17 protein-coding genes are annotated in these 21,627 nt (G+C 68.9%); all 17 read right to left on the reverse strand.

All coding sequences use genetic code 11. The annotated features are described in order from the left end of the window. Nucleotides 1-237 precede the first annotated feature (237 nt). Complete coding sequence (locus FK531_RS14265) at nucleotides 238-1,992, reverse strand: eCIS core domain-containing protein (RefSeq protein ID WP_142100418.1); 1,755 nt, start codon at nucleotides 1,990-1,992, stop codon at nucleotides 238-240. Then, nucleotides 1,989-4,994 (reverse strand): DUF6519 domain-containing protein, encoded by a 3,006-nt coding sequence (locus FK531_RS14270; protein WP_246098186.1) that lies wholly within the window; start codon nucleotides 4,992-4,994, stop codon nucleotides 1,989-1,991. Before FK531_RS14270 ends, FK531_RS14265 begins: the two co-directional genes overlap by 4 nt. Beyond that, a complete protein-coding gene (locus FK531_RS22720) occupies nucleotides 4,979-7,549 on the reverse strand; it encodes a phage tail protein (protein WP_142100422.1) in 2,571 nt (856 codons plus the stop codon). Before FK531_RS22720 ends, FK531_RS14270 begins: the two co-directional genes overlap by 16 nt. Further along, on the reverse strand, nucleotides 7,546-10,119 hold the full coding sequence (locus FK531_RS14280) for a baseplate J/gp47 family protein (RefSeq protein WP_142100424.1): 2,574 nt from the start codon (nucleotides 10,117-10,119) through the stop codon (nucleotides 7,546-7,548). The genes FK531_RS22720 and FK531_RS14280 overlap by 4 nt, the downstream gene beginning before the upstream one ends. Next, on the reverse strand, nucleotides 10,116-12,563 hold the full coding sequence (locus FK531_RS14285) for a baseplate J/gp47 family protein (RefSeq protein WP_142100426.1): 2,448 nt from the start codon (nucleotides 12,561-12,563) through the stop codon (nucleotides 10,116-10,118). Before FK531_RS14285 ends, FK531_RS14280 begins: the two co-directional genes overlap by 4 nt. Nucleotide 12,564: 1 nt before the next feature. Beyond that, the gene (locus FK531_RS14290) at nucleotides 12,565-12,957 is read right to left on the reverse strand and encodes a GPW/gp25 family protein (protein WP_142100428.1); all 393 of its coding nucleotides are present in this window, start codon (nucleotides 12,955-12,957) and stop codon (nucleotides 12,565-12,567) included. Next, nucleotides 12,957-13,283 carry a hypothetical protein gene (locus tag FK531_RS14295; RefSeq protein ID WP_142100429.1) on the reverse strand — a complete coding sequence of 109 codons (327 nt, stop codon included), beginning with the start codon at nucleotides 13,281-13,283 and terminating at the stop codon, nucleotides 12,957-12,959. Before FK531_RS14295 ends, FK531_RS14290 begins: the two co-directional genes overlap by 1 nt. Beyond that, nucleotides 13,283-13,795, reverse strand: coding sequence for a phage baseplate assembly protein V (locus tag FK531_RS14300; RefSeq protein ID WP_142100431.1), 513 nt, complete (start codon nucleotides 13,793-13,795; stop codon nucleotides 13,283-13,285). Before FK531_RS14300 ends, FK531_RS14295 begins: the two co-directional genes overlap by 1 nt. Next, on the reverse strand, nucleotides 13,792-14,916 hold the full coding sequence (locus FK531_RS14305; protein ID WP_142100433.1) for a phage late control D family protein: 1,125 nt from the start codon (nucleotides 14,914-14,916) through the stop codon (nucleotides 13,792-13,794). The genes FK531_RS14300 and FK531_RS14305 overlap by 4 nt, the downstream gene beginning before the upstream one ends. A 1-nt stretch (nucleotide 14,917) precedes the next feature. Next, the gene (locus tag FK531_RS14310) at nucleotides 14,918-15,190 is read right to left on the reverse strand and encodes a hypothetical protein (protein WP_142100435.1); all 273 of its coding nucleotides are present in this window, start codon (nucleotides 15,188-15,190) and stop codon (nucleotides 14,918-14,920) included. 16 nt (nucleotides 15,191-15,206) lie between these two features. Next, nucleotides 15,207-15,941, reverse strand: coding sequence for a hypothetical protein (locus tag FK531_RS14315; RefSeq protein WP_142100437.1), 735 nt, complete (start codon nucleotides 15,939-15,941; stop codon nucleotides 15,207-15,209). Continuing rightward, entirely contained in the window at nucleotides 15,941-16,186 is a 246-nt protein-coding gene (locus FK531_RS14320; RefSeq protein WP_142100438.1) for a hypothetical protein, read from the reverse strand. Before FK531_RS14320 ends, FK531_RS14315 begins: the two co-directional genes overlap by 1 nt. Continuing rightward, on the reverse strand, nucleotides 16,183-18,117 hold the full coding sequence (locus FK531_RS14325) for an ATP-binding protein (RefSeq protein WP_142100440.1): 1,935 nt from the start codon (nucleotides 18,115-18,117) through the stop codon (nucleotides 16,183-16,185). Before FK531_RS14325 ends, FK531_RS14320 begins: the two co-directional genes overlap by 4 nt. Further along, nucleotides 18,114-19,421 carry a Pvc16 family protein gene (locus tag FK531_RS14330; protein WP_142100442.1) on the reverse strand — a complete coding sequence of 436 codons (1,308 nt, stop codon included), beginning with the start codon at nucleotides 19,419-19,421 and terminating at the stop codon, nucleotides 18,114-18,116. Before FK531_RS14330 ends, FK531_RS14325 begins: the two co-directional genes overlap by 4 nt. 4 nt (nucleotides 19,422-19,425) lie before the next feature. Further along, entirely contained in the window at nucleotides 19,426-19,737 is a 312-nt protein-coding gene (locus FK531_RS14335) for a hypothetical protein (protein ID WP_142100444.1), read from the reverse strand. 571 nt (nucleotides 19,738-20,308) lie between these two features. Continuing rightward, nucleotides 20,309-21,103, reverse strand: coding sequence for a hypothetical protein (locus FK531_RS14340; RefSeq protein WP_142100446.1), 795 nt, complete (start codon nucleotides 21,101-21,103; stop codon nucleotides 20,309-20,311). Between the two features lie 5 nt (nucleotides 21,104-21,108). After that, the gene (locus tag FK531_RS14345; RefSeq protein WP_142100448.1) at nucleotides 21,109-21,618 is read right to left on the reverse strand and encodes a phage tail protein; all 510 of its coding nucleotides are present in this window, start codon (nucleotides 21,616-21,618) and stop codon (nucleotides 21,109-21,111) included. Nucleotides 21,619-21,627 lie beyond the last annotated feature (9 nt).

Below are 21,627 nucleotides of genomic sequence, written 5' to 3' on the forward strand. Positions count from 1 at the left end.
GGTAGTGTCGCGGGGTTCTTTGTTATCGGGCCGATCATCACAGCACCGTGTTCAGTGCTAGCCATGTGTCCAAGAGACTTCGGAATCGCCCTATCATTCGGCAGCATTGCTTCCAGGACCGATCGCCTTCCCGGTGATCGACACCAAGGGAGGTCCAAAAGGTCTGCGCTGTGGGGGAATTATTGGTACGGCGGCTAACGACGAGACTCATGTACAGGCTCCGGTTGGACACGTCGACTACTTGACGATATTGGGGTCGTCACTCGCCGGAATCCACAGGTTTTCGAATACACCTTGTGGGATCGTTGTGCGTACCGCTCCATCGACGTAAAGCCGGTGGGTGGGGAATTGGCTGCCGGAGAGGGCCGTCAGCTTTACCCCGTTGCAGTCGAACCAGAAGTCGACGTGATGCCATATGAAGCGCGACGTCCGTGGACAAACCAACTGGAACGTGCCCTCGACTGCCAGTGCCGGTCGTCCCTTCACCGACCACGAAAGGTGACCATCAGAGTGGTTGACACCAAAGACAGTCAGCGCAGGCGGCTCAACCTTAAGCTTCCCCCATCCCTCGCTTCCGTGGTCGGTCTCGACCCCGGAGACCTGGACAGACGGCGGGTTTCCCGGGGCGCAGTCCATACTGATATGGACCCGTGAGAACAATCTGTATGCCTTGTCCAGTTTATCGTCCGGAGCGGTCTCACTAAACAGAAAGTCGGTCACTGCCGCCAAAGAGGTGAGCCGTTCGATCGGCGTGGTAAATACCGGGACTGGTACCGGGGCTGGTACAGGGAGTAGTAGTGACGAGCATCTTGGAGTACCGATATTACCCCCGATAGGGCGTATGAAGCTTTTCGCAACAATGACGAATTCGAGGTGGGTGGAGCTGGGGGGCGTTGCGGCGAGTTCATCGTCCATGCTGCGGATCGTCATCTTGCCGACGATATTGTCAGGCTGTTGCTGATAGGCATAGTTGATTATTTTTCTCGTGGTTTTGTATTTCAGGACAGCTGCCGCTGTGGTTGCCCCGTAATTTATTGCTGTCTTCTCGTCGGCTGCGATTGTCGCCTTGTCGAGCGTCTCAAGGGCCGTCTGGATCTTTTGTACATGGTCGCCAGCTGCGCCCGGGAGAACATGTGCCTGATCAGAATGCAGACACTTTTCGAGGCGGGCGTCGCCGAGAAACAGCCTTGAGTGGAGGTTCGACTGGGATCCAGACCCGCTGGCCTGACGTTGCAAAATTGACGACCGGTGACCTGAATAGCCGTCCATGCTCGCATTGATCGCTGGGACCGTTCCTGGGCTGTTCGTGTTGGCATCGGTTTGCCTGAACCCGGAGTTCCCAACGGCGTCCGGTGCTTGTTGAACGACGTGCGCCATTTCGTGTGCCAGCAATAGCCGTCCACACTCGGTGTGTGGCGCATATTGACCCGGTCCGAAGACGACGTCGTGTCCGACCGTATAGGCTTGGGCGTCGACTGCTTTGGTGGATTCAGCTGCCGTGGTGTCGGTGTGAATACGTACGGCAGCGAAGTCCCGGCCGAACCGCGGTTCCAGATAGTCGCGGGCTGTCGCACTCAGAGGCTCACCCGGCGAGTTCAAAACTTTGTGGACTACGGCTGGCGCGGTGGCGGATGTTTCGGCGGCGTTTGATCCGGAGTGTGAGCGTTGAACTCCTTCTGCCAGCTTTTTGCAGTGGCAGTCCTCGCCGGACCCTGCTCCGCCGCATGCGCATGTGCGTTGGAGTTGTGTATCAGGCATACGCATGATCTTCTCGGCGACCCGGTCGGCCTCCTGTTCGAAGGCGTCGCCCGGCTTGTTGATTGCAAGTTTTGTTTGTAACCCAGGCAGCAGCTCGCTTGATGGACGAACTGCGGCTGTGACCGGCGCCGGGGATGGGCGTCGGCGCGGGGCGCGTGCGAGCCGGCCGGGCGGCGAGTCCGTGGCCAGCTTCGTCGTGGGGATATCCATCGTTGGGCTTATCATGCAGGTCATGGCAGCACCGTGTTCAGTGGCAGCCAGGTGTCCAGCGGCGTCTGGAATGGCCGCTTCAGTTGCGGTGCAGGTGGATTCGATAGTTTCTGCAGGTTCGTCGGCCCCTCAATGACGTTGCCGGTGATGGACAACCGCGGAACGCGTTCGTCGGCAAGTTCGGCGACGATAAGCGAATAGGACCCGGGGTTGGCGGTGCCGATGATGTTGCCGGTAATGGTCTGCGTGGTTACCCCGAGCACGGACGCCGCGGGTACACCCAACACCCTTGCCCCTTGCACAAGCCCCGGAATGTGGAGTCGATTCGCATCCAGGACTGCCGATGTGTCGAAACCCGGCGTGACGAGTACGTAGAGGGCGGCACCGGATACCTGTTGAAGCCGCGCGGACGGATCCACGATTCCGCAGTCCACGTCGTTATGTTCGACGCGCAACTGCAGCTGCCGTCGCCGAATCCCCGGGTTGGGAGGCGCCCAGGTGAGGCCCCGCGCGAGGCGTAACAGCTGCTCGAAGGGCGTCTCCTTTGGGGTCGCAGGGTCCTCTCCCCCGATGCCGGGGGTGACGTCAGCTTCGGTCGAGGCCGGTGGCTTCGCCCCGGATGTGGTTGTTTTGAGAGGAGTGAATTGCGCCTCGACGGCTTTGGCGAGCTTGGTGATCCACTCGTGGCGCGTGTGGTCGCCGGCGACCACGTTTGTTGGCTGTTCCGTCGGAACCGGGTTGTCCGCCTGCGATGGCGACGATCCGGGTGGTGGCACTATCCAGGCAATTACGTTCGCCAACAGCAGAAGTGGGTCGAGGGAGCCGGACGTGGCGGCCGCGCGGTCGATCACTCCCTGTTCGGCGATGGCCCCGCGGACCTGGCCGCCGACCGCGGACTGGGCTTGGTCGTCGAGAATCCAGATTCCACCGTAGGAACGGAGAATGGTGTTGTGGGAGGTTCGGACGGTGCCGAGCTCCGCCACGACGACGATACCCGCGCTGATGCCGTCGAAGACGTTGTCGGTGATGACGGCGTCGGCCAAAGACGCGGACGGGGTGTTTGTGGAGTTTATGGGCATGAGCAGGTAGCCGTAGAGGGCATCCGGGGTGCTGCCCTGCGTGTTGCCGGTGACCGGCGGACTCTGCCGGAATTGGTTGTCCCGCATCCGGAAACCGATGCATGATCCGACAGGCCAGACGCCGACACCGAAGACGCCGGACGGTGTGGTGGGGTCGCCGACACCGAACTGGAACAGACAGTCGCTGATCTCCAGGGTCGCACAGTTCACCGGGCGGATACCAATGGCGGTGTTGACGTCGGCGATGGCGGCAAGGGGGACCTGGGGTAGGTCGAGTTCGAGGCCGCTGATTGTCACGTTGCTGGCCTCAATGAGGACGATCAGGCCCTGCACGAAGGCGTCCTCGCTGCCGGCTGCGGCGGCGAGGACGGCTCCGTCGGAGCAGGCGCGCAGGATGAGGTTGGAATGTTGGGCTTGAAGCACGATGGGCTGCTGGAGTTCGTAGCGGCCCGGCGTGAGGCAGATTGTCAGTCGGCTCGAGCGGTCGGTGGCGGACCGCCCGGCGGTGGTCTGGTCGATGAGGTGTTGGATACGCCCGGCCCGAGCGTCGGAGGGGTGCAGGTGCAGGGTGCAGCAGCAGGCACAGTCGACGAGCGGCTCGAAGTGCCGTCGGCAGTCTTCTTTGATGGCCAGTACCGGATCGAGAGGTACGTCCCAGGTGATGACGGCGAGCGGGCAGGCCCACAACCGCGGTCCTTCGGGCGGTTGCGGCTCGAGCAGGTAGCGGTCGGGATAGACCTCGGTGGGGGTGTTGGGCCGGACGGCGATGGACCAGAAGTCGCCGACGTGGAGGGGTCCGCTGCCTGCGGTGGTGAGTGTGATTTGGATGCCGGTGCCGGTCAGCGTGATCGGGGTGCCCAGCGTGCTGCCGGTGATCTGTTCTTCCCACACCCGTAGGTACAGCTGCGGGGTCTGGGTGGGGTCGGTGTACCAAGCAGGCAGCGCGGCGTTCGGGTTCGGGAATTGGACGGTACCGGCGTCCGGGTCGTACCGCGCCGTGAGGGCCGCGACCGGGCCGTCCGCCGACGCCACGTAACCCTCTGTGGTCCCGTCGGTGGTGTCGAGTGTGGCGGCCGAGCGCAGGAGCTGCACCGCCTGGCCGGCGCGGGGTCGGTGGTAGTCGTCGACGGGGCTGGGTTTGAGGGTCAACACGGGGTCGGTGCTCGCGTCGGCGGTAACGCGGTAGAGGAAGGACGCGTTGTCGTAGCCCCAGACGAGGTCGAACGTGCCGGTTTTGGTGTCGACCTCGGTGACCTGGATTCGGATGAGTTGGTTTTCGGCGCCGAGGTAGCCGCCGGTGCTGGTTGGTTCGCAGGGATTCGGCTGGTTTGGTGTGCCCTGCCAGGTGACGTGCAGCCGTGACATCGAGTCGAGTCGCATCGTGGTCGGGTCGAACTCGAGGCCCTGGTTTGCCCACAGCGCTTGGTCGGATGTGAGTGCGTCGGCGCAGTCGGTGGCGGCAGCGGGGAGTCGTTGGGTGTGCTGCAGCAGCCGGGTGCGGGCCGCCCCGTCGGGGCCGCCGAGCGCCGGCTCGCGCAGCGCCGGGTCCTCGATCGCGGTGACGTCACGCTCCTCGATCACCAGCACCACGTGTTCGTTGTCAGCGGGGGGGCCGAGCGGGACCCAGGCGGGGTCGTCGAGATGGTCCAGCCAATCCGGTTGGTCGCTGTAGGTGATCTGATTGTCGAGTTCGACCCTGATCCCGCCGACGTACATCGAGCCCACGCCGATGTAGAAGTCGTAGTCTTTTCCGCCAAGGAGCGCGTACCCGTTGTCGGGGGTGCCGGCCGGGCCGATCATGTCGAGGAGTTCCTTGCGGCGTTCGTCGGCGTCGATGACGCGTTGTTCGTTCTCCTCGGCTTCGAGGGTCACGCGGCCCTGCTGGTGAACCACGCCGGTGTACCGGCGCGCGGGGTCGTAGGACAGTCGCGCTACGTCGCTGGCCATGGTCTGCCTCTCCTCGTTTCGCCGTCGTTGTCCGGCGTGGGCAGGTGAACCAGCACCGGGGTGAGCCCGACGGGCAGGTATTCGCCGAGTTTGATCAGCAGCGAGCGGTCCTTGATCGCGGCGCCGTCGCGGCAGTACACGCCCATCTCGGAGCCGTCGTGGCTGCCTGTGACGATGCTCGGGACCCCGCCGGTGCTGGCGCTGACGATCGCGGTGTCGGCGCCGTCGTGGACCTGCGCGTAGCCCCATTCGCCGTAGCGGCGGCTGACGAAGATCGGCGATCCGGCCGGCACCTGGGCCGATTCGTATCGGCGGGGCAGGGCGCTGTCGGTGGTCCAGACGCTGAACCGGACGCAACCGTCTTGCGCGTTGTTGACGCGGACGACGTCGTCGAGGATCGTTTCGCTGCACTGCAACCGGTGCAGGTAGGCGGCCCCGAGCATTGTGCATCGGTCCAATGTCACGGTGCCGGCGTCGGTGGCGATGGCCGCGTCGGCGAGGGCAAGCGGGTAGGCCTCGGCGAGCAGTTCCCGGTTCAGAGCCCGCAGCGGCTCCCCCGTCGGTGTCGGCGTGGAGATGACGGCCGTCTGGGTGGAGGCGCGCAGTGGCCGGTCGGCGAAGCGGTCGGCGGTCCACAGCAGGGGGCCGTCGATGATCTTCTGCAGGTCGTTGAGGATCGGTTGCAGATCCGCGACGGGTGCGGCGTCGACGTGGGCGGCCACGACCGCGGCCGCCGCCGGGCTCAATTGGCCGGCCAGCCAGTCGGTGAGCGGGTCACCGCGGTGGTGCAGGGCGCTGACGAGAGTGTCGGCGTCGAACACGGGCGCGTTGACCAGATCCGGGCCGAGCGCGGTCGGCAGGCCCTGCACGATGCTGTTCTGCGCGGTGAGCTGCGAGGCCAGGCCGCCGTATCGGGTGCGGATCGGCCCGGTGATGCAGCGGTCCAGGGTCAGCGACCGGACGGCGCCTTCGATCCAGATCGTGCTCGGGGACAGCTCACGCCCGTCGACGCCGGGCTCCCACACCGTTGCGGGCCGGCGGAGGTTGCCGCCGGTGCCCGGGTCGATGGTGCAGCAGGAAAGTGTCACGTCGTCGAACCGGCCGCGCAGGACGAGGTCCGACCCGCTCAGCAGCATGCCCTCGAGTCGGAGACGCGCCGGCGGTGTCCCTGCTGGGGCGCCGGTGAAGATCCACGGGCCGGCGCCGGCGGCGGTACGGATCACGGCGCGCCGCTGGTCGGCGGCGCGGACGGTGACGTCGACGATCGGGGTGCTGGCTGATCCGACGGGTGCGGTGGCCGACAGGGTGAGCCCGTCGGCGACGATCACGGTGCCGGTGCCACCGAGCGCGGCGAGGGCAGCGGGGAGCGTGGTGGCCGATCCGCCGACGATCTGCTGCACCGGGGCGGGGTCGGGGCGCGCCGGTGTGCCGAGTTGGCGCCGGTCGTACGGTCCGGCGCCGATCCGCGAGAACAGGCCGTGGTGGTAGCCGACCTCGACGTCGGCGGGTCCGGCGGCGACGGCGAAGCGGCCGACCTCCGGCCAGAGCAGGACCTGCGAGAGGTCCAGCGGGTCGGCGGCCCCGGCCGCGCGGACGGACACCGATGCCGGCCACAGGCTGGCGTGCGGGTCGGGGTAGGCCAGCGGTCCCGGCGCGGGCGCTGCCTCGTCGGCGAGCGCGTCCCACAGCGGCCCGGTGATCGGGGCCGGTAGTTGCCAGGCGGCCTGGGGTAGCCAGTGCTCCCCGTAGTCGCCGGCCGAGCGGGCGGCGGCCTGGAACAGCGGGATCTGGCGTCCGGTCGGGTCGAAACTGTAGTGGTTCGGGCAGCCGGCGACCGGGACCGGGGTGGCCCGGTCGACCTGGAGCGAGACGGTGCGCCACAGGAAGAATCCGACCTTGCTGATGCCGTACCAGCCCCGCGCGCCGACGCCGCGGCGCGCGTCGAGCCGGTGATGGAATTCGTCGAACGCGGTTCCTGTGAGGGTGGCGCCGAGCGGGTTGCGGAGGTCTGCCAGCCCGCCGGAGGGGGTGTGGGTGAGGAGCCCGGCGAGGCCTTCGGCGTGTTGCAGCTGGCGGGCGCCGGTCGGGTCGGTGGTGTCGTCGGCGGGGCGCCCGATCTCGGGGTCGAGGCCATGGCGGGTGCGCCCGAGGCTGCGGAAGAACTCCACGACCCGGGCGTCGAAGCCGGTGACATCGGCGGCGAGCTGTTCGAGCAGCGCCACCGTGCCCTTGCGGCGCCGGTAGTAGATGGTGTTCGCGACGTCGAGGCGTTGGCCGCGGGCGTCCATGCTCGCCACCAGGTTCGTGGCGAGCAGCTGCGCGATGTACGGGATCACCCAACTGTCACAGGTTTCGATCGACTGGTCCTCCCACAGCCGGTCGAGGCTGCGGTGGATGTCGGCGACCTGAGCGGCGACGCGGCGCAGCAACTCCTGCAGCGGTCCCGGGGTCTCGCCGGTGGTGCTGTCCGCCGCGCGGTGGGCGGCCGGCACCAGCGACCACAGCTTGTCGGCGTAGAGGTCGGCGTAGCCGTCGGCCACCGGGGTGCCGGTCACGGGTCCACCTCCTGATCGAGGCGAAGCCCGTCGGCGTCCAGTTGGAAGTAGCCTCCGTCGCCGGGCCAATACCGGTCCTCGTTACCGTGCGGGCTGATCAGCGGGATGAACCGGTTCCACCTCCAGCTCATGGTCACGTGGTGGGTGGCGAGGACGCCGGGCACGGCGCAGACGACCTCCTCGATCCGGCTGCGGTACAGCGTTTCCCCGAGGGCGAGCACGCCGGGGGCGAACAGCCCGCCCGGCGGGTCCAGCAGCGCGGCCCGCACGCCCGCGAAGACGGGGGCCGGGACGTAGGTGGGGTCGAGACGGAGTGCGATCGAGAGCCGGGTCGGGCGCCCGACGGCGGGCAGGACGGTCAGGGGCCGGTTGGCGTCGGACTGCTCCCGCAGCGCTGTCGTGGCGGAGGTGACCGCGCCGTCGTCGTCGCCGACGTACACCTGCACCACCGGGCGTTGTTCGTCGGCGTCCCAGCCCCAGACGGCGGCGGCCCTGCTGACGCCGGGTGCGGCGGCGGCGACGGCCGCGTAGTCGTCGCCGGAGATCGCTCGCCCGAGGGTCAGCGCCGAGCGGGGCGCGAGGCGGCGCAGCTGGTCGGCCGGGTCGGGGTCGGCGCCGCCGGTCGGTGGCACCGGGTTGCGGACCGAGAGCAGGTTCGGCACCGGGGTCAGCACCTGGGACAGCGCGCCCGGCGGCGGCACGGCGGCGCCGGACCCGACGCGGTAGCTGGCGCGGACCACCGCGCCGCTGGGCAGGCGTGCGCCGGTGATGCCGTCGCCGGTGCGGACGTGGGTGTGCCCGGCGTCGTCCTCGTAGGTGGCGAACAGGGTCTCGTCCGGGCCGTGGCCGTACAGGAAGGGCACCTCGGTCCAGATCCGCCCGTCGACGCTCAGGGTGATGGTGCTCGAGTAGCCGTCGTGGGAGCGGCCCGGCGCGTCGGCGAGATACGTGACGGGCGCCTTGGTGAGGGTGAAGTCCTCGCCGGCGAGGGTGGCGTCGCCGGTGCCGAGCAGCTCACCGGTGACGGTGGCGCCGCGGGTGACCGTGACCAGGTCCCACAACAGGCGCAGCGGCGACTGCAACGTCACCGCCCCCGGTGCGGCGGCGATCGTCACCTGGGCCGTTCCCATGGTGGGGGTGGCCGTGACGGCGGCTCCGTTGCCGTTGGCGTCCTCGACGAGCGCCGGGGTGGCGACGCCAGCCTGAGCGGCCGGCGATCCGGCGAGTGTGACCGTGTCGGGTAGCGCGGTCAGGGTCTGGGCGGGGGTGTCGAGCAGGACACCGATGTCCGCCCATCCGGCGCTCACCGTCACCTCGGCAGGGTTTTTCCCGTACGTGCCCGCAAGGTCTATGTCACCGCCGGGGGAGGGGGCGGTGGGGACTGCGACCGCCAGGCTCGCGAGCATCAGCGGGATGCCCGGGGTCGGCGTCGCTGGCGGGCTGGACGGATTGTTTGAATCTCCGTTGGCGTACCAGAGGACTTCGGTGTACGCGGTGAGTTGCAGGACTGCGAACTGTTCACCGGGTTTGGTGTCAGAGTTGGCTCCGACGCCGTCTCCGGGAAGTTCGATCAGCAGTGGATCGCCGACCTGCAGGTAGCGGGCGGTGCTGTCGAGCACGATCGACGGGCTCGCGGTGCTGGTCGCGTCCTTGATGACGGTGACGCCAGTGGGCAGGCTGTCCAGGTGGGCGCTGCGGGTGGGCCGGGCAAGCCGGAAGTCGCCCGCCTTCGCCGACCCGAGGCCGTCGGTTCCGGACAGCAGTACTCGGGTGTTGGTGCGTCCGTGCGGGTCCTTCTCCGGTACCAGCCCGGTGACCGCGACGATGTTGGCCGGATCGTCCGGTTTTTGCCAGGGCTTGGCGATCAGCAGGAGCCGGTCCCCCACCCTCACGGCGGTGGGTGTGCCCTTGACCAGCACGCCGCCGCGGGCGATCAGCTGGGTGTAGGGCGGCGGTTCCGCGGTGCCGGGGGGCGTCGAGGCGGGCGGTCCGCCGGCGGTGGGCGGGTCGGTCAGATCGTCCGGGGCCGGCTCGGGCACGCTGGTCGGTTGGGTGAAGGTGACGGCGGCGGTGGTTTCGAAGGTTTGGGAGTCCAACGCCGGGCTGGCCTTCGAGGCTACCGCCAGCCGCGGTGGGATCGTCAGGGGTGCGGGGCGGGCGGCGATGACAGCCAGGGAGCCGGTCGCCCCGATGCCCGGCCGCGGCCGGTAGCCCAACAGCGCGACGAGCCGGCGCACGCTCGGCGCCAGCGTGGCCGTGTCCAGGTAGGTTTCGTTGGCGATCCGCTCGGTGTAGAAGGTGAGGATGTCGGCGATGTACGCCCACCAGTCCAGCACCTGCAGGCCCAGGTCGGTGCCGGCGGTGGGGCGCCACACGGCGAGTTCACTCTCACCGGGCAGATGCTGCAGCAGACGCCTCCGGAAGGTGGTGAAATCGCCTATGCGGTAGTTGATTTCGGTGAGACCGCTGGGATTGTTGAGGGTCCACAATTCGATCGCTGCGTCGTCGCAGGGGCATCCCCCGTCGCCGCCGCAGCGGCAAGGGGTGATCCGTCGGGTGGCGGTGGTCATTTGCCCCCCTCGACGACGATGCGCAGTGATCCGCGGTCGGGCCGGTTCGGGTCGTTGTCGACGCGCAGGATCTCGTCGCGACCGGCGGTGACGGTCTCGGGCATCGGGGTGAAGTGCGGGAGGTAACCGCGGCGGCGGTAGTCGATGGCGAGGACCCCGGCGACGCCCGTCGCCTCTTGGATTGCGCTGTCGAGGTCGCTGCGTTCGAGCGGGGTGCCGAAGCGCAGCTGGCCGGGGGCGAAGAAGGCAGGCCGGCCGTCGGATCGGAGGCCGGTGCCGAGTTGAACGCCGATCGCGGCGGCAACCTCGCCCTGCAACGCGTCGGGCCTCGCGCAGACGGTGACGATCAGGTCGAGGCCGACGTATCTCGGCGGCGGGGTGTACACCTCGTAGCCGGCGATCCTTCGCCGGTCGAGCAGCTGGATCAGCTCGAGATGCTCGCGCAGGGTGATGTCCTCGCCCGTCGTCGGCTGCGCGGTGGTGAAGACGGTCAACCAGCTTCCGGTCCAACGCTGCTCGGTGCCGGCATCGAGAACCCAGGGCAGTTCCTGCGCCGCGGCGGTGTAGTCCTCGCGCCGGACGGCGCGGAATTGGCGGGCACGGTAGGCGTAGGGGGCGGCGCGACGCACCCGCTCGAGTGGTTCCGCATCGGCGCCGCCGGCGGCGGGGAACGGGTTGCTCACCGAGAGAATCACGCCGGTCATCGACGGGTCGATGCCGGTGATGGTGCCGGCGGCGACGTTGCCCGCCGCGCCGTTGCCGACCCGGTAGGTGACCTCGAAGGCGCTGCCGGTGGCCGGGCGCTCGCCGAAGGTGCCGTCGCCGAAGCGGATCGAGTCGGCGTCGTCGCCGTCGTAGTCCCAGCGCGGCACGCCGGCGGCGCGGTCGGCGCGCAGGTCGCTGTAGCGGACCGGGTCGATGGTGAACGCCGCCTCGAACAGCTCGGCGTCGAGCAGCCGGCGACGCCATCGCCACGACTGTGCGGGATCGCCTGTGGCGCCGTCGATCTGCGCCAGCGACACCTCGGGGACGGTGTCGCCGCTGTCGTCGGTCAGCCAGGCCAGCCGACCGCTCTGCAGCGTGTGCAGGTGGAGCGGGGACGGGTTCCCGCAAAACTGGTCGGGTCCGGTGCGCACGACCGCCGCGCGTGCCGCCTGCGGGGAATCGGCCGGGGGGTCGATGACGAACGATTCGAGGTGCCGGCGGCCCTCGCTGGCGGGAATCAGGTTCCCGGCCAGCACGGTTCGCGTCAGGTCGTGATCGGCGGTCAGGGCCTCGGCGGCGTCCCAGGTCAAGCGGGTCACCGGGATTCCCAGGTGGGTCACCGGGTCCTTGTAAAGATTGTCGGTCTTCTCGTCCGCCCCGGTCAGGTGCACCACTTGTCGGATCGGCGGGTCGACGGGGGACACGGAGGCGGTGTCGATCAGGATCGCAAGTCCGGTGGTTCCCAATTTCGGGTCGCCGACCGGGAAGCCGTATCCGTGTCCGTGCACCCATATTTGGGTGGCCCCTGCCGGCAGGCAGCGTTGCGAGTCGTCCCACAGGTACGGCACGATCTGGTCCTGCGGCGGGTTGGTGCCGTGGTCGCGCCGGTTCCAGCGGGGGTCGACCACCAGCGGGGTTGTGTCGACGGCGCCGGTGGCCGGGTCGATCAGGCCGGCGCCGGTCTCGAACGCCAGGGTGCCACCGTCGGGCACCGTCGCTAGGACCACGGCGCCGGACGGTAGCGGACCGGCGGTGACGTCGACCTGAAGCAGCACCCGGGCTGAGGTGGCCGGCGTGGGTTCGTAGTCGACGAGCCGGGCGTGGCGCATCACCGACCGTCGTTGGGTGGCGGTGGGCAGTGTCGCCTCGCCGGCGATCCGGTCCTGGGTGTAGCTCAGATCGTCGCCGACCGCGGCGAGCAGTTCGGCGAGCATCACCCCCAGATCCGGCTCGTCGCGTTCGACCCAGTCGGGGTAGGTGCGGGCCGAATAGTCCAGCAGTCCGGCGCGGAAGCTGGTGAAGTCCTTGGCGAGGTAGTCGATTACCGGTCCGCCGCCGGGGATCTCGCATGTTATTGCCGGCGTAGCACAGTCGAGGGTCGAGGGGCAGCCGGCCTTGAACGTGAACGCGATGGCCGCGAAGTACCGGTCGAGCACCGTGGAGGCGATCGTCAGCGTGTAGGTGGAGAAGTCGCCCGGGTACGCGGTGGCCAGGGCGAGCAGCGGGCGACCGTCGTCGTCGACGGTCCAGTCCGCCGGGGAAATCGGCGCCACCGGCACGGCCGGCACGGTGTCGCCGTCGGCGATGGTGATCGGCGCTGTTCCGGTCAGCGTCCCCTGCACGGGGACCTGGTTGAGGAAGTGGACGACGAGCCGGGTCTGGCCGGGGTTCGCTATCTCGACGAAGTCGATGCCGTTGAAAGTGGTCGAGGCGATCAGGTCGGTGAGGCGGTCGGGCATGTCAGATCACCTTCACCTGGAGTTCGGTTGGGGTGAGCGTGTCGACGAGCGTGTACGACACGGTGATCAGCAGCGACCCCTCGTCGAGTCCGCTGGCCGGGGCGGCGGCGCCGGCGAGCACGTCGACGTTGTCGAGCTTGACCTGATCGGAGAGCCAGCGGTTGATGGCCTGCTGCACCTGGATCCGCACGGTGGCGACCAGGGCGTCGGATTGGCCGGCGAACACGAGTCTGCGCAGCCCACACCCGAATTCGGGTTGGCAGACCCGTTCGCCGGGGCTGGTCAGCAGGAGTTGGCGCAGCAGTTGGTCGACGTGGTCGGGGTAGGAGGCGCGGGCGACCTGGCTCGAACCGGCGTCGATTCGCAGCGGGAACGCGTAGTCGTGGCGGATCATCACAGTCCCCCGGCGCTGGTTTGGGTGACCTGGATGAGGACCGGGCCCTGGACGGCGCCGTCGGCGGCGACGCACAGCCCGACGCTGTCGGTGGTGAGCATCGGCGCGCTGGTGCCTGTGCACCGGGCGGCCGGGACGATCCACTGCACCAGGACGCACGGGTGCGGCACCACGAGGATGAACGGGCAGGCGGCGATCGTGAAGGTATCGGTGGCGAGGACGATCGGATCGCCGCCGGCGGTCAGGTTTGCGGCGGAGGGGATCGCCGCGACGGTGCCGCCGTGCGGACAGGTCAGGGTCGAGGCCGTGGTGAGGAAGTCGCCCATCACGTGACCTCCATCGCGCCGTCGTTGACGCTGACCGAGCTGTCGCTGACGACCACCTGCTGCCCGCCGCGGGCGGCGCTCACCCCGCTCGAGTCCAGGGTCACCGCACCGTTGTTGGCGTCGGTGAGTGTGACTGACTGCGCGTCGTCGTCGAAGAGCAGTTTGTGTCCGGCCGAGGTGACCAGGCCGCGGGTGGTCGGCGCGGCGTCGTCGGGGAGTTCCCCGGCCCGCCAGAAGCATCCGGTCCAGATCGGATACGACACGTCGCCGCCCTCGAACTCGATCCACACGGCCGCGCCCGCGTCCGGGATGAAGAAGACCCCGGCGCCCGGTCCGGCGTACGGCACGCAGGGCAGGCACCAGCCGGTCGGTGTCGCGCCGAGCACGGCCGGCACGGTCGCCCTGATCCTCAGGGTGCTGGCGTCGACGTCGGTGACGGTGCCGCGGTATTTGCCGTAGAAGCGGTTGTGGACGCGGTCGGCCAAGTCGAGCAGGAGTCGGTCGTCGGTCACGGCGCCCCCCCGGGGAGACCGACCGGCCCGGCGCCCGCGGGGCCGACGCTGTTGCGGACTAGGGTGAATGCCATCTGGTGGCTGCGGGTGGTGATGGTGTGTCGCACGCTCCACACCAGATAGGGGCCGGACAGTAGCTTTCCGACGCCCTCGACGGCGACCACCGAGCCGACCCTGAGGACCGATTTGAGAACGGCCAGGTCGGCGGTTCCCTCGCACCGGGCGAACCAGTCGGCCTCGCGGAGCAGGGCTCGGGCGCGGCCGGGTAGCTCGGCCGTGTCCGCGGTCGCGGTGAGGATCACGCGGCGCTCGCGTCCTGCGAAGTCGGTGAGCCCCCGGGCGTCGAGTGGGGGCAGGCCGCTGTCGGTGGTGTCGGCGGACATCCCGCCTGGGTCCGGGTCGGTGAGGCTGGCCTGGCGGGCCTGGACGGTTGTGGGGCGGGCGACATCCCAGGTGAAGTCCAGCGATGGGACGCTGCGTGTGGCCGGGTCGTTGAGATCGAGTGTGACGACCGGGTCACCGGTGAGGGTGGGTGTGGCGAAGTAGCCGGTGCGCTGGCCGGGCTTGTCGGCGCACATCATCCGGCACCAGCGGCCCGTGCGGCGGGCCAGTTGGCGCAGAAAGTCGATGTCCGATCCGCGTTGCATCAGGGTGTGTCCGTCCTCGGTGTGCGCGGGCGTGTCGTTGTCGGTGTTGGTGGCGTCGGGTGTCGCGCCGTACCCGGAGAAGATCGCGTTGGCGACCGCGCCGTCGGACATCCCGGACCATTCCTTGGTCTTTTCCTCCAGCCCCATCAGAACCGTCGCGTCCTGACCCCACACCTGCACGGTGGCGGCGGCGGACCCGGCCGGCAGGTGGATCTTGTGGGAGAGCACGTAGCCGTCGAAGATGCATTGCGGGGAGCCGGCGCCGTCGGGCGTGGCGACGACAGCGATGTTGGCGTAGGGGCCGATCCGGTCGTCGCCGACCCAGGTCAGGTCGTTGCCTGCGGCCGATACCGGCAGCAGCAGGCTGAGCGCGTCGGGCAGGTCGGCGTTCTCCTCGACCTCGAGCGTGTCGAGCACGTCGTAGAACGTGTCGTCGGCCGGGGTGTCGTCGAAGAGGACCTGATAGGTGGACATGTCACCTTCCCGGTTCCGGGATGCCGATGAGCTCACGGGCCGCCAGCGCGTCGGGGACGAGGGCGTTGTTCGCGTCGCACAGCGCCCACGAGGCGGTGGCGTCCTGTAGGTACTTGTAGGCGATCAGGTCGAGCCTGTCCGTGGCCCGGCGGTGCCAGCCGCGGACGGCGCAGATCGTGGGCGCCGGGATCGCGGTGACGGTGACCACCGTGCCGTCGGCTCGGGTCACCTGGTAGGTGCCAGCGGTGAGATAGCGGCTGCCTGTGAAGAACATGGCGACAAACCTCGTTTCAGATCGGCAGCATGCCGACGACTGAGTCGGCGGCATTGACGAGGTTGGCGACGGCCAGCGCCTCGCGCAGGTCCTGGGTGTAGGTGTAGGCGACCCGGGCGACACCGGCGAGCGCGTCCTGGTCGGCGATGAGTTCGTCCAGGGTGAGGACCCGCAAGGTGATCTGCGCCTCGGCGGCGATCGGGTTGAGGGTGCCGTCGTAGAGGCGCTCGGTGACGGTGAGCGCGGTGACCCGGACCGGGACGATCCGTCCGGGGCCCCAGACGAACAGAACGGTGTTGATCACGCTCGCGGGGACGGTTCGTTTGGTGGTGCCCCCGATCCCGCCGGCGGCCCGGATGCCGCCGGCTGCTCCGCCGGCCGAGACGCTGACGCTGGCGGTGACCGTCCCGAGCAGGCTGTCGGTGGTCGCGCTGGCCGGGAACAACAGCATCTCGAGCGCGGCGAGCCTGCTGTAGACGCCGCTTTTCTGTGCAAGGGGCGCGGCGGCGGTGCCGTCGGCGATGGCGTCGTTGGCGTCGAGGAAGAGGGTGAAGCTGAACGATTCACCCGGATTTCCCTGCACGGCAAGCGGGTTTGGCTTCCGCGCGTTGTCGCCGGGGGGCGCCGGTTCGGGCTGTGTCCAGGTGTGTGTCATCGTCTCGGGGTTGTACTGGAAGACGATCACATTCGGGATCGGGATCAGTCCGGTGGGGATGAGCTCGACGAGCGCACCGCGCAGATAGGAGGGCATCAGCGCACCCCCGCATCGAGGATCGCGGCCTCGATCGCGATCGCCACGGCCGCGGCGAGTTCGTCGATCGGTTGTCTCTCACCGGTTTCCACGGTGGCTTCGACGTGGTCGACATGACCGGTTACCGGCAACGACGCCAAGCCTCGGGAGACCAGGGCGGCGAGCCGGCGGGCGTCGGATTCGCCGAGCTGTCCGGCGTGCAGGGTGAGCCGGTCGATGCGCAGGCTGGTGGCCGCGGCGGTCATGGCAACCCTGCCGGAGTCGGATCCGTCACGCGCAGGATTTCGCCGTGTTTGGCGAGTTCGCGGCGGGTCGCCTCGAGGAGCAGTGCGGCATCGATCAGCTCGCCGCGCTGGCGCGCAGCGAATGCGGCGGCGAGGGCGATGGATTTGATCTGGGCGCCGGTCAGTTCGAGTTCGCGGGCCAACCATTGGTGGTCCACTTGCCGTGTGAGCGGCGCCCCGGCCGAGGTGTGCGACGGTAGCGCCAGTTCCCACAGCCGTCGGCGTTGGGGTTCGGCGGGTGGGACGAAGTCGACGATCACCTGGATTCGTCGTAGGAAGGCGGGATCGAGGTCGCCCTTGCGGTTGGTCGCCAGAATCGCGATGCCGCGGAAGGTGTCCATCCGCTGCAGCAGATAGTCGATCTCGATGTTCGCGAATCGGTCGTGCGCGTCCCGGACCCGGGTGCGTTGGCCGAAGAGTGCGTCCGCCTCGTCGAAGAGCACCATCACGTTGGTTCGCTCGCACTCGTCGAACAGCTGGGCCAGGCGTTTTTCGGTCTCGCCGACGTACTTGTTGACCACCTCGGCGAGGTCGACGCGGTAAAGGTCGAGGTCCAGCGACGCGGCGAGCACCTGCGCGGCCATGGTCTTCCCGGTTCCGCTGGGCCCGCCGAACAGGGCGGTGACCCCGCTGGTGGTGGGGCACAGGCGTCGAAACTCCCAGTCGTCGAGCACCTCACGGGTCAGCCGGACCTGGTTGTCCAACGCGTGCAGCGCGGCGTCGATCTGGTCGGCGACGATCAGATCGGACCAGTCGTAGGGACATTCGAGCGGCGTCATCGTGGTCAGTGACACCGCGCGCCGCCGCCGACGGATCACCGAGGCGGCCACGTGCGGGCCGGCCGGCGTCGCCGCCGCGGCCAGCGCAACGTCGGCCGGCGACAGGTCCCAGTCCTCGAGGGCGGCGGGAGGCGGTGTATGCGCGGTGCACGTCGACCACAGTCGGTCACGGGCGGCGCGATCCAACCTCGGCACCCGCCAGGACAGCCGCACGACCCCATCCGGTGTCGCGCCGGAGGGCGCCTCTCGCGCCACCGCGGAGAGTGCGCCCGGGCGGGTATCCGGGACGACCGGCGTGTCCGGGCTATCGACCACCCATACCGGCACGTCGCCGCGCAGGCGGGCCGTGCGCAGCGCCCGCACGCCGAGGTCGGCGGGCACGACGAGGGGGGTCAGGCCGATCGCGCGGGTCAGCTGGGTGAGCAGGGTGCGCCGTCCGCTGCCGGGTTCGCCGACCAGTTCGACCTCGCAGGCTGCGGTCCCGCGGTCGAGGATCGGGGACACGGCGGCGGCCATCTCGTCGAGCAGGTTCGGGTAGAGACACTCTCCGCTGTTCGGGTCCGGTTGCCGTAAGCCGGGGCGATAGCCGGCCCAGTCGTCTCTGGCGCACAGGTAGGCCGCCACGTCCGCATCTACCGCCCAGGCGGTGCTGCTGCGCCACGGGTCGGGGTCGAGTGCGGTGGCCAGCCGCCACCGGTACACCCCGGAGGCGGGTCCTGGTTGGTCGCCGGGGGGCCATCCCCAGAACTGCGCCGCCGCGGCGGGGCTCGGCTCCACCGGCATGCTGGCATCGTCGAGATAGGCGAGCACCCGGGTCATCCGGGGATCGACCTCGCAGGCCGTCAGCAATGCCATCCACTGGATGTCCCGCCGAGGCAGCTCGCAGATCTCGACGAGTCGTTGCCAACGTGAGGACGCCGACACCGTGTTGGCCACGCGATCGACCGCGGCGTTCACCTCATCGGAGTCCGCGGGGGTGGGCTCGAGGATGTCGTCGATCGAGTCGTGGACGGTGTTCGCCCGGCCCCGTCGCATCCAGGGGGCCCGGGTCTGGTCGACCCGGGCGCGGGCCACCTCGCGGACGGCGTCCAACCACTTCGGTGCGGCGGTCACGGCAACTCCACCCACAATGCGGGGTCCGACTCGATGTCGCCGGCCCGCAAGCGGACCGGATACCGGCCGGCCGCCAAATCGGTTGGGGCGGCGAAGGTGAGGGTGGTCCCGGTGCGCTGCCACTGCCCGGCCGCCGGCGTCGATCCGGACGCGATGCGTTCGAGTGGCACCGTGCCCAGTCGCAGTTCGGCGCCGGTGTCCGGAACATTGGCGACCGTGATCGCGTGGGGGCCCGCGGTGACTAGCGGTCCGCCGCTCGGATCGACCCACGCCGCGATGTCCACCGGCACCCCGCCGGAAACGGTCGGGCGGAGGATCCTGAGCTCGTATCGGCCGGGCGGCGGGCACGCGCCGGGGGCATCGGGCGGCCGGAGCAGGAACGGCACCCCGTCGGAGGGTGGGCTCGGGTATGGCGGAACCAACGGCACCTTCCAGGTGTCGGTGATGTCGGTGGTCGTCTCCACGCCGCCGGGGCCAAACGCGACGAGCAGGACCCGATCGGTGTCTGTCAGGCCCTCGCCCCTGAGCCAGAACTCTTGTCCCGCAACGCCAGTCGGTGCTGGTGCTGTTGCGGCCGGGGCCTGATCGAACTCCCGCGTCAGCGGTTGACCCGGCGCCGCAGGCACCACATAGGACACTCTCCGGATCGTGCCGAACAGTCGTGGGAGCGGCCCCTCCACCGCTGTCGGTGCGGCGAACAGGGTCATCGAGAGCACCGGCGGCTGCGGGGCAGGCAGATCCTCCGGGGTGATGAATACGACGCTGACGCGGTACTGGGCGGTGGTGCGCAGCGGCACCCCCAATGCCTGCCACAGGCGGCTGAGCTCGTCGAACGTCGGGGCCTCCAGCACCAACGACGCCTCGCTCGGGGTGACCGATCCCGGCGGCGGGGCAGGCGGCGACGGCGGTGTCGGCGTGTCGAGCGTGATCGTGCCGTGCTCGTGGAACGCCTGCATCGCGACGCCGAGCACCTGCTGCTCATGCGCGTAGCTGACGCTGGACTGAGCCGACAGCAAATACCACAGGTCCAGGCACAGCGGCTCGAACGCCACTGGCTGGAGGCCCTTCGGCCCGCCCGATTGTCCCTGTTGCGTCCAAAACGCATTGGCCAGGAACTTGTCGATGCTGACGTGGAACAGATACAGGTTCAGGTCGCAATCACCGGAGGTGGCGGGCTGTTCCGGATGCTGGCCGGACACCACGATGCTGAAGGGCGGCGCCTGCCCTCCCCAGAGCGGACTGCTGTTGACCGCGGTGGTGAGGATCGTGATCAGCGTGTCGGTCACGAGAGACAGATCCTGCATGTTCTCACCCCTGTCCCAGGCCGAAGGGACCCGTCAGCCGGCTCAGTCGGGTGACCGTCTGCGTGGTGGGGGTGATCACCGCGGGCTGCGACGCAGGCGCCGAGGGCGGTGGTGGAGGGTTGAGCCGCACCTCGACGGTGCCGATGTGCACTGTCGGCGTGTCCCCGGGGCTGCTCGCACGTCGGTCAGCGGTGGCGGCACCCGCCGCCGGGGGTGGTGCGGCGACGGTGAGGCGCCGCCGGGGCGCCGGGTCCGGCGCGTCAGCGGGCACCGCGGGCGGCTGGGTTGGTGGCGGTGCCGGTTCGTCGAATGGCATAGAGCGCGCCCGCAAATGGGTGAACGCGGGCGTGGTGGCGACGGGACGGCCCGACCACTCCGACGGGTCGGGGGGCTGGGCGGACCGGCTGGGAAGGGCGGCGGTGTGCGGTTCCGAAGGCGGGCCTGAGGGAACGTCGGCGGGTGCCCCGGGTTGCGTCCGACCTGTGCGGTGGCCTCGCCCCGGTGTCGGTACCGCTGCATCCGGCGCGAGATGATCGGGGTCGACCCCGCGGTCGTCCTTGCGGTTTGGGTGGGGGGCCGCTCCTGGTCGGGACATCGATCGCGTCTGTTGCGGGAAGGCCGCGCTCGGTGACCGAGGAGGTGGCCACGGCTCGATTGCGGGTACCTTGGGGCGCGGTTCGAGATCGGTGTCTTGCCCGGCGGGTCCATGAGCGTGTCGTGAGCGAATGACAGGCTGGTGGTTGTCGGTGGCCGGCGGGGTTGACGCGTCCGTGGGTGCCGTGTCGGGGCCCCACGCGATACGGCGAGGGGCTCGCAGCGACCGAGTCTGGCCAGGATTGTTCTGCTCGAGCAGTCGATCCAGGTAGCCCGAGCCGCGGGGACGCCTGCTAGCCAACGTTCACCTCACTCAGATTCAGGCCCCGCGGGACGGGGCTCCGGCCGCTGATCAGGTCGGCATACGCCCCCCGACGCACACTGGGTAGGCCCAGGATCGTCCGGTGCGACCAGTGGTAGGTCGAGGCAAGCAGATGAACTTCGTCGAGCACCGAATCGGCGTCGAATCGCAACTCGGACAGACACACCTCCCGCACATCCACATCCAGGGTGACGGCTGCACCACAGTCGGGACAGCTGCCCGCCACATCAGCGCGAAGCGTCGGCGCCACACGGGCCATGGCTCTCTCCACCGACCGACGGCTAGCCGGGTCCAGTTCGCCGCGAACACACCGTTGCAGCAGAGCGGCTTTCGCGTCCGGTTCACCGACCGCCGTCAGAACGTCCGCGACCGTGGGCGCCCGGAAGGTGATCTCGGCAGAAGAGAGCCTCCACCAGCCCCGCTCGCCGGTCGGGGTCGCCGACCGGGCCCGTCGCGGTCGGTGGTACTCGGCGAAGGCGGCCAGACTGAACCGGACGTCGACCCGCGCTCGGCAGTGCGGACACGATCCCTCGTCAATCATCCCATCCCCCAGTACATCCCGGCGGCGGGCCATGATCAGCCAGTCCAGGTCACCGATCGCCAAGGTGGGCGCATCCAACGCCCGGTTGTCAGCGCCCGTGACGCAGCGTGCGACGTACCGGACGGCGCCCTCGAGACCCGGCGGACATTCGATCAGGGTCAGATCGTCGTATCCGGTGGCGGGCCGCCAGCGGGCGAGCAGACCACTGATCGGCAGCCGGATCATTTCGCTCAGAACTCCTTGGGCTCGGTCAACGACAGATCGTGCTCGTAGCCCTCGTGCTCGATCTTGATGTGCTCGATCGCGATCGCGTTCGCGCCCGCGTCCAGGTCCGGTAGTGACTGGTATTCGGAAACCCAGCAGCGGTGCACCAGGTAACGATGCACCGGCTGACCCTGCTCACTGAGCAGCTCGATCCGGATCTCCTTGCGTAGGTTCGCCAGCGACGAGCTGGCCGCGCCCTTGTCGAGCACCTGCGCTGCGTTTGCCCATTGTTCGAAGTCGGGATCACAGGTGATGCCGCGTTCGATAGTGATCGGCTCATATTTGTGCCTACCGATCCCCTTGCGGATGAGGGCGTTTCCGCCTTCCTTGTACTCGACGACATCGGCCGATCGCTTCAACGCGCTGACCTTGCTGACCCCAGCAACAGGTGTTATGTCATGTCCGAAGTAGACGAGGAATCGGTAGGCGTTGTACGGGTTGAATCGGCCGACGTTGACCGGGAATTGTTTGGACATCTGTGCGGC

Origin of the sequence: Rhodococcus spelaei, from assembly GCF_006704125.1 — a bacterium.
GTDB classification, from domain to species: Bacteria; Actinomycetota; Actinomycetes; order Mycobacteriales; family Mycobacteriaceae; genus Rhodococcus_G; species Rhodococcus_G spelaei.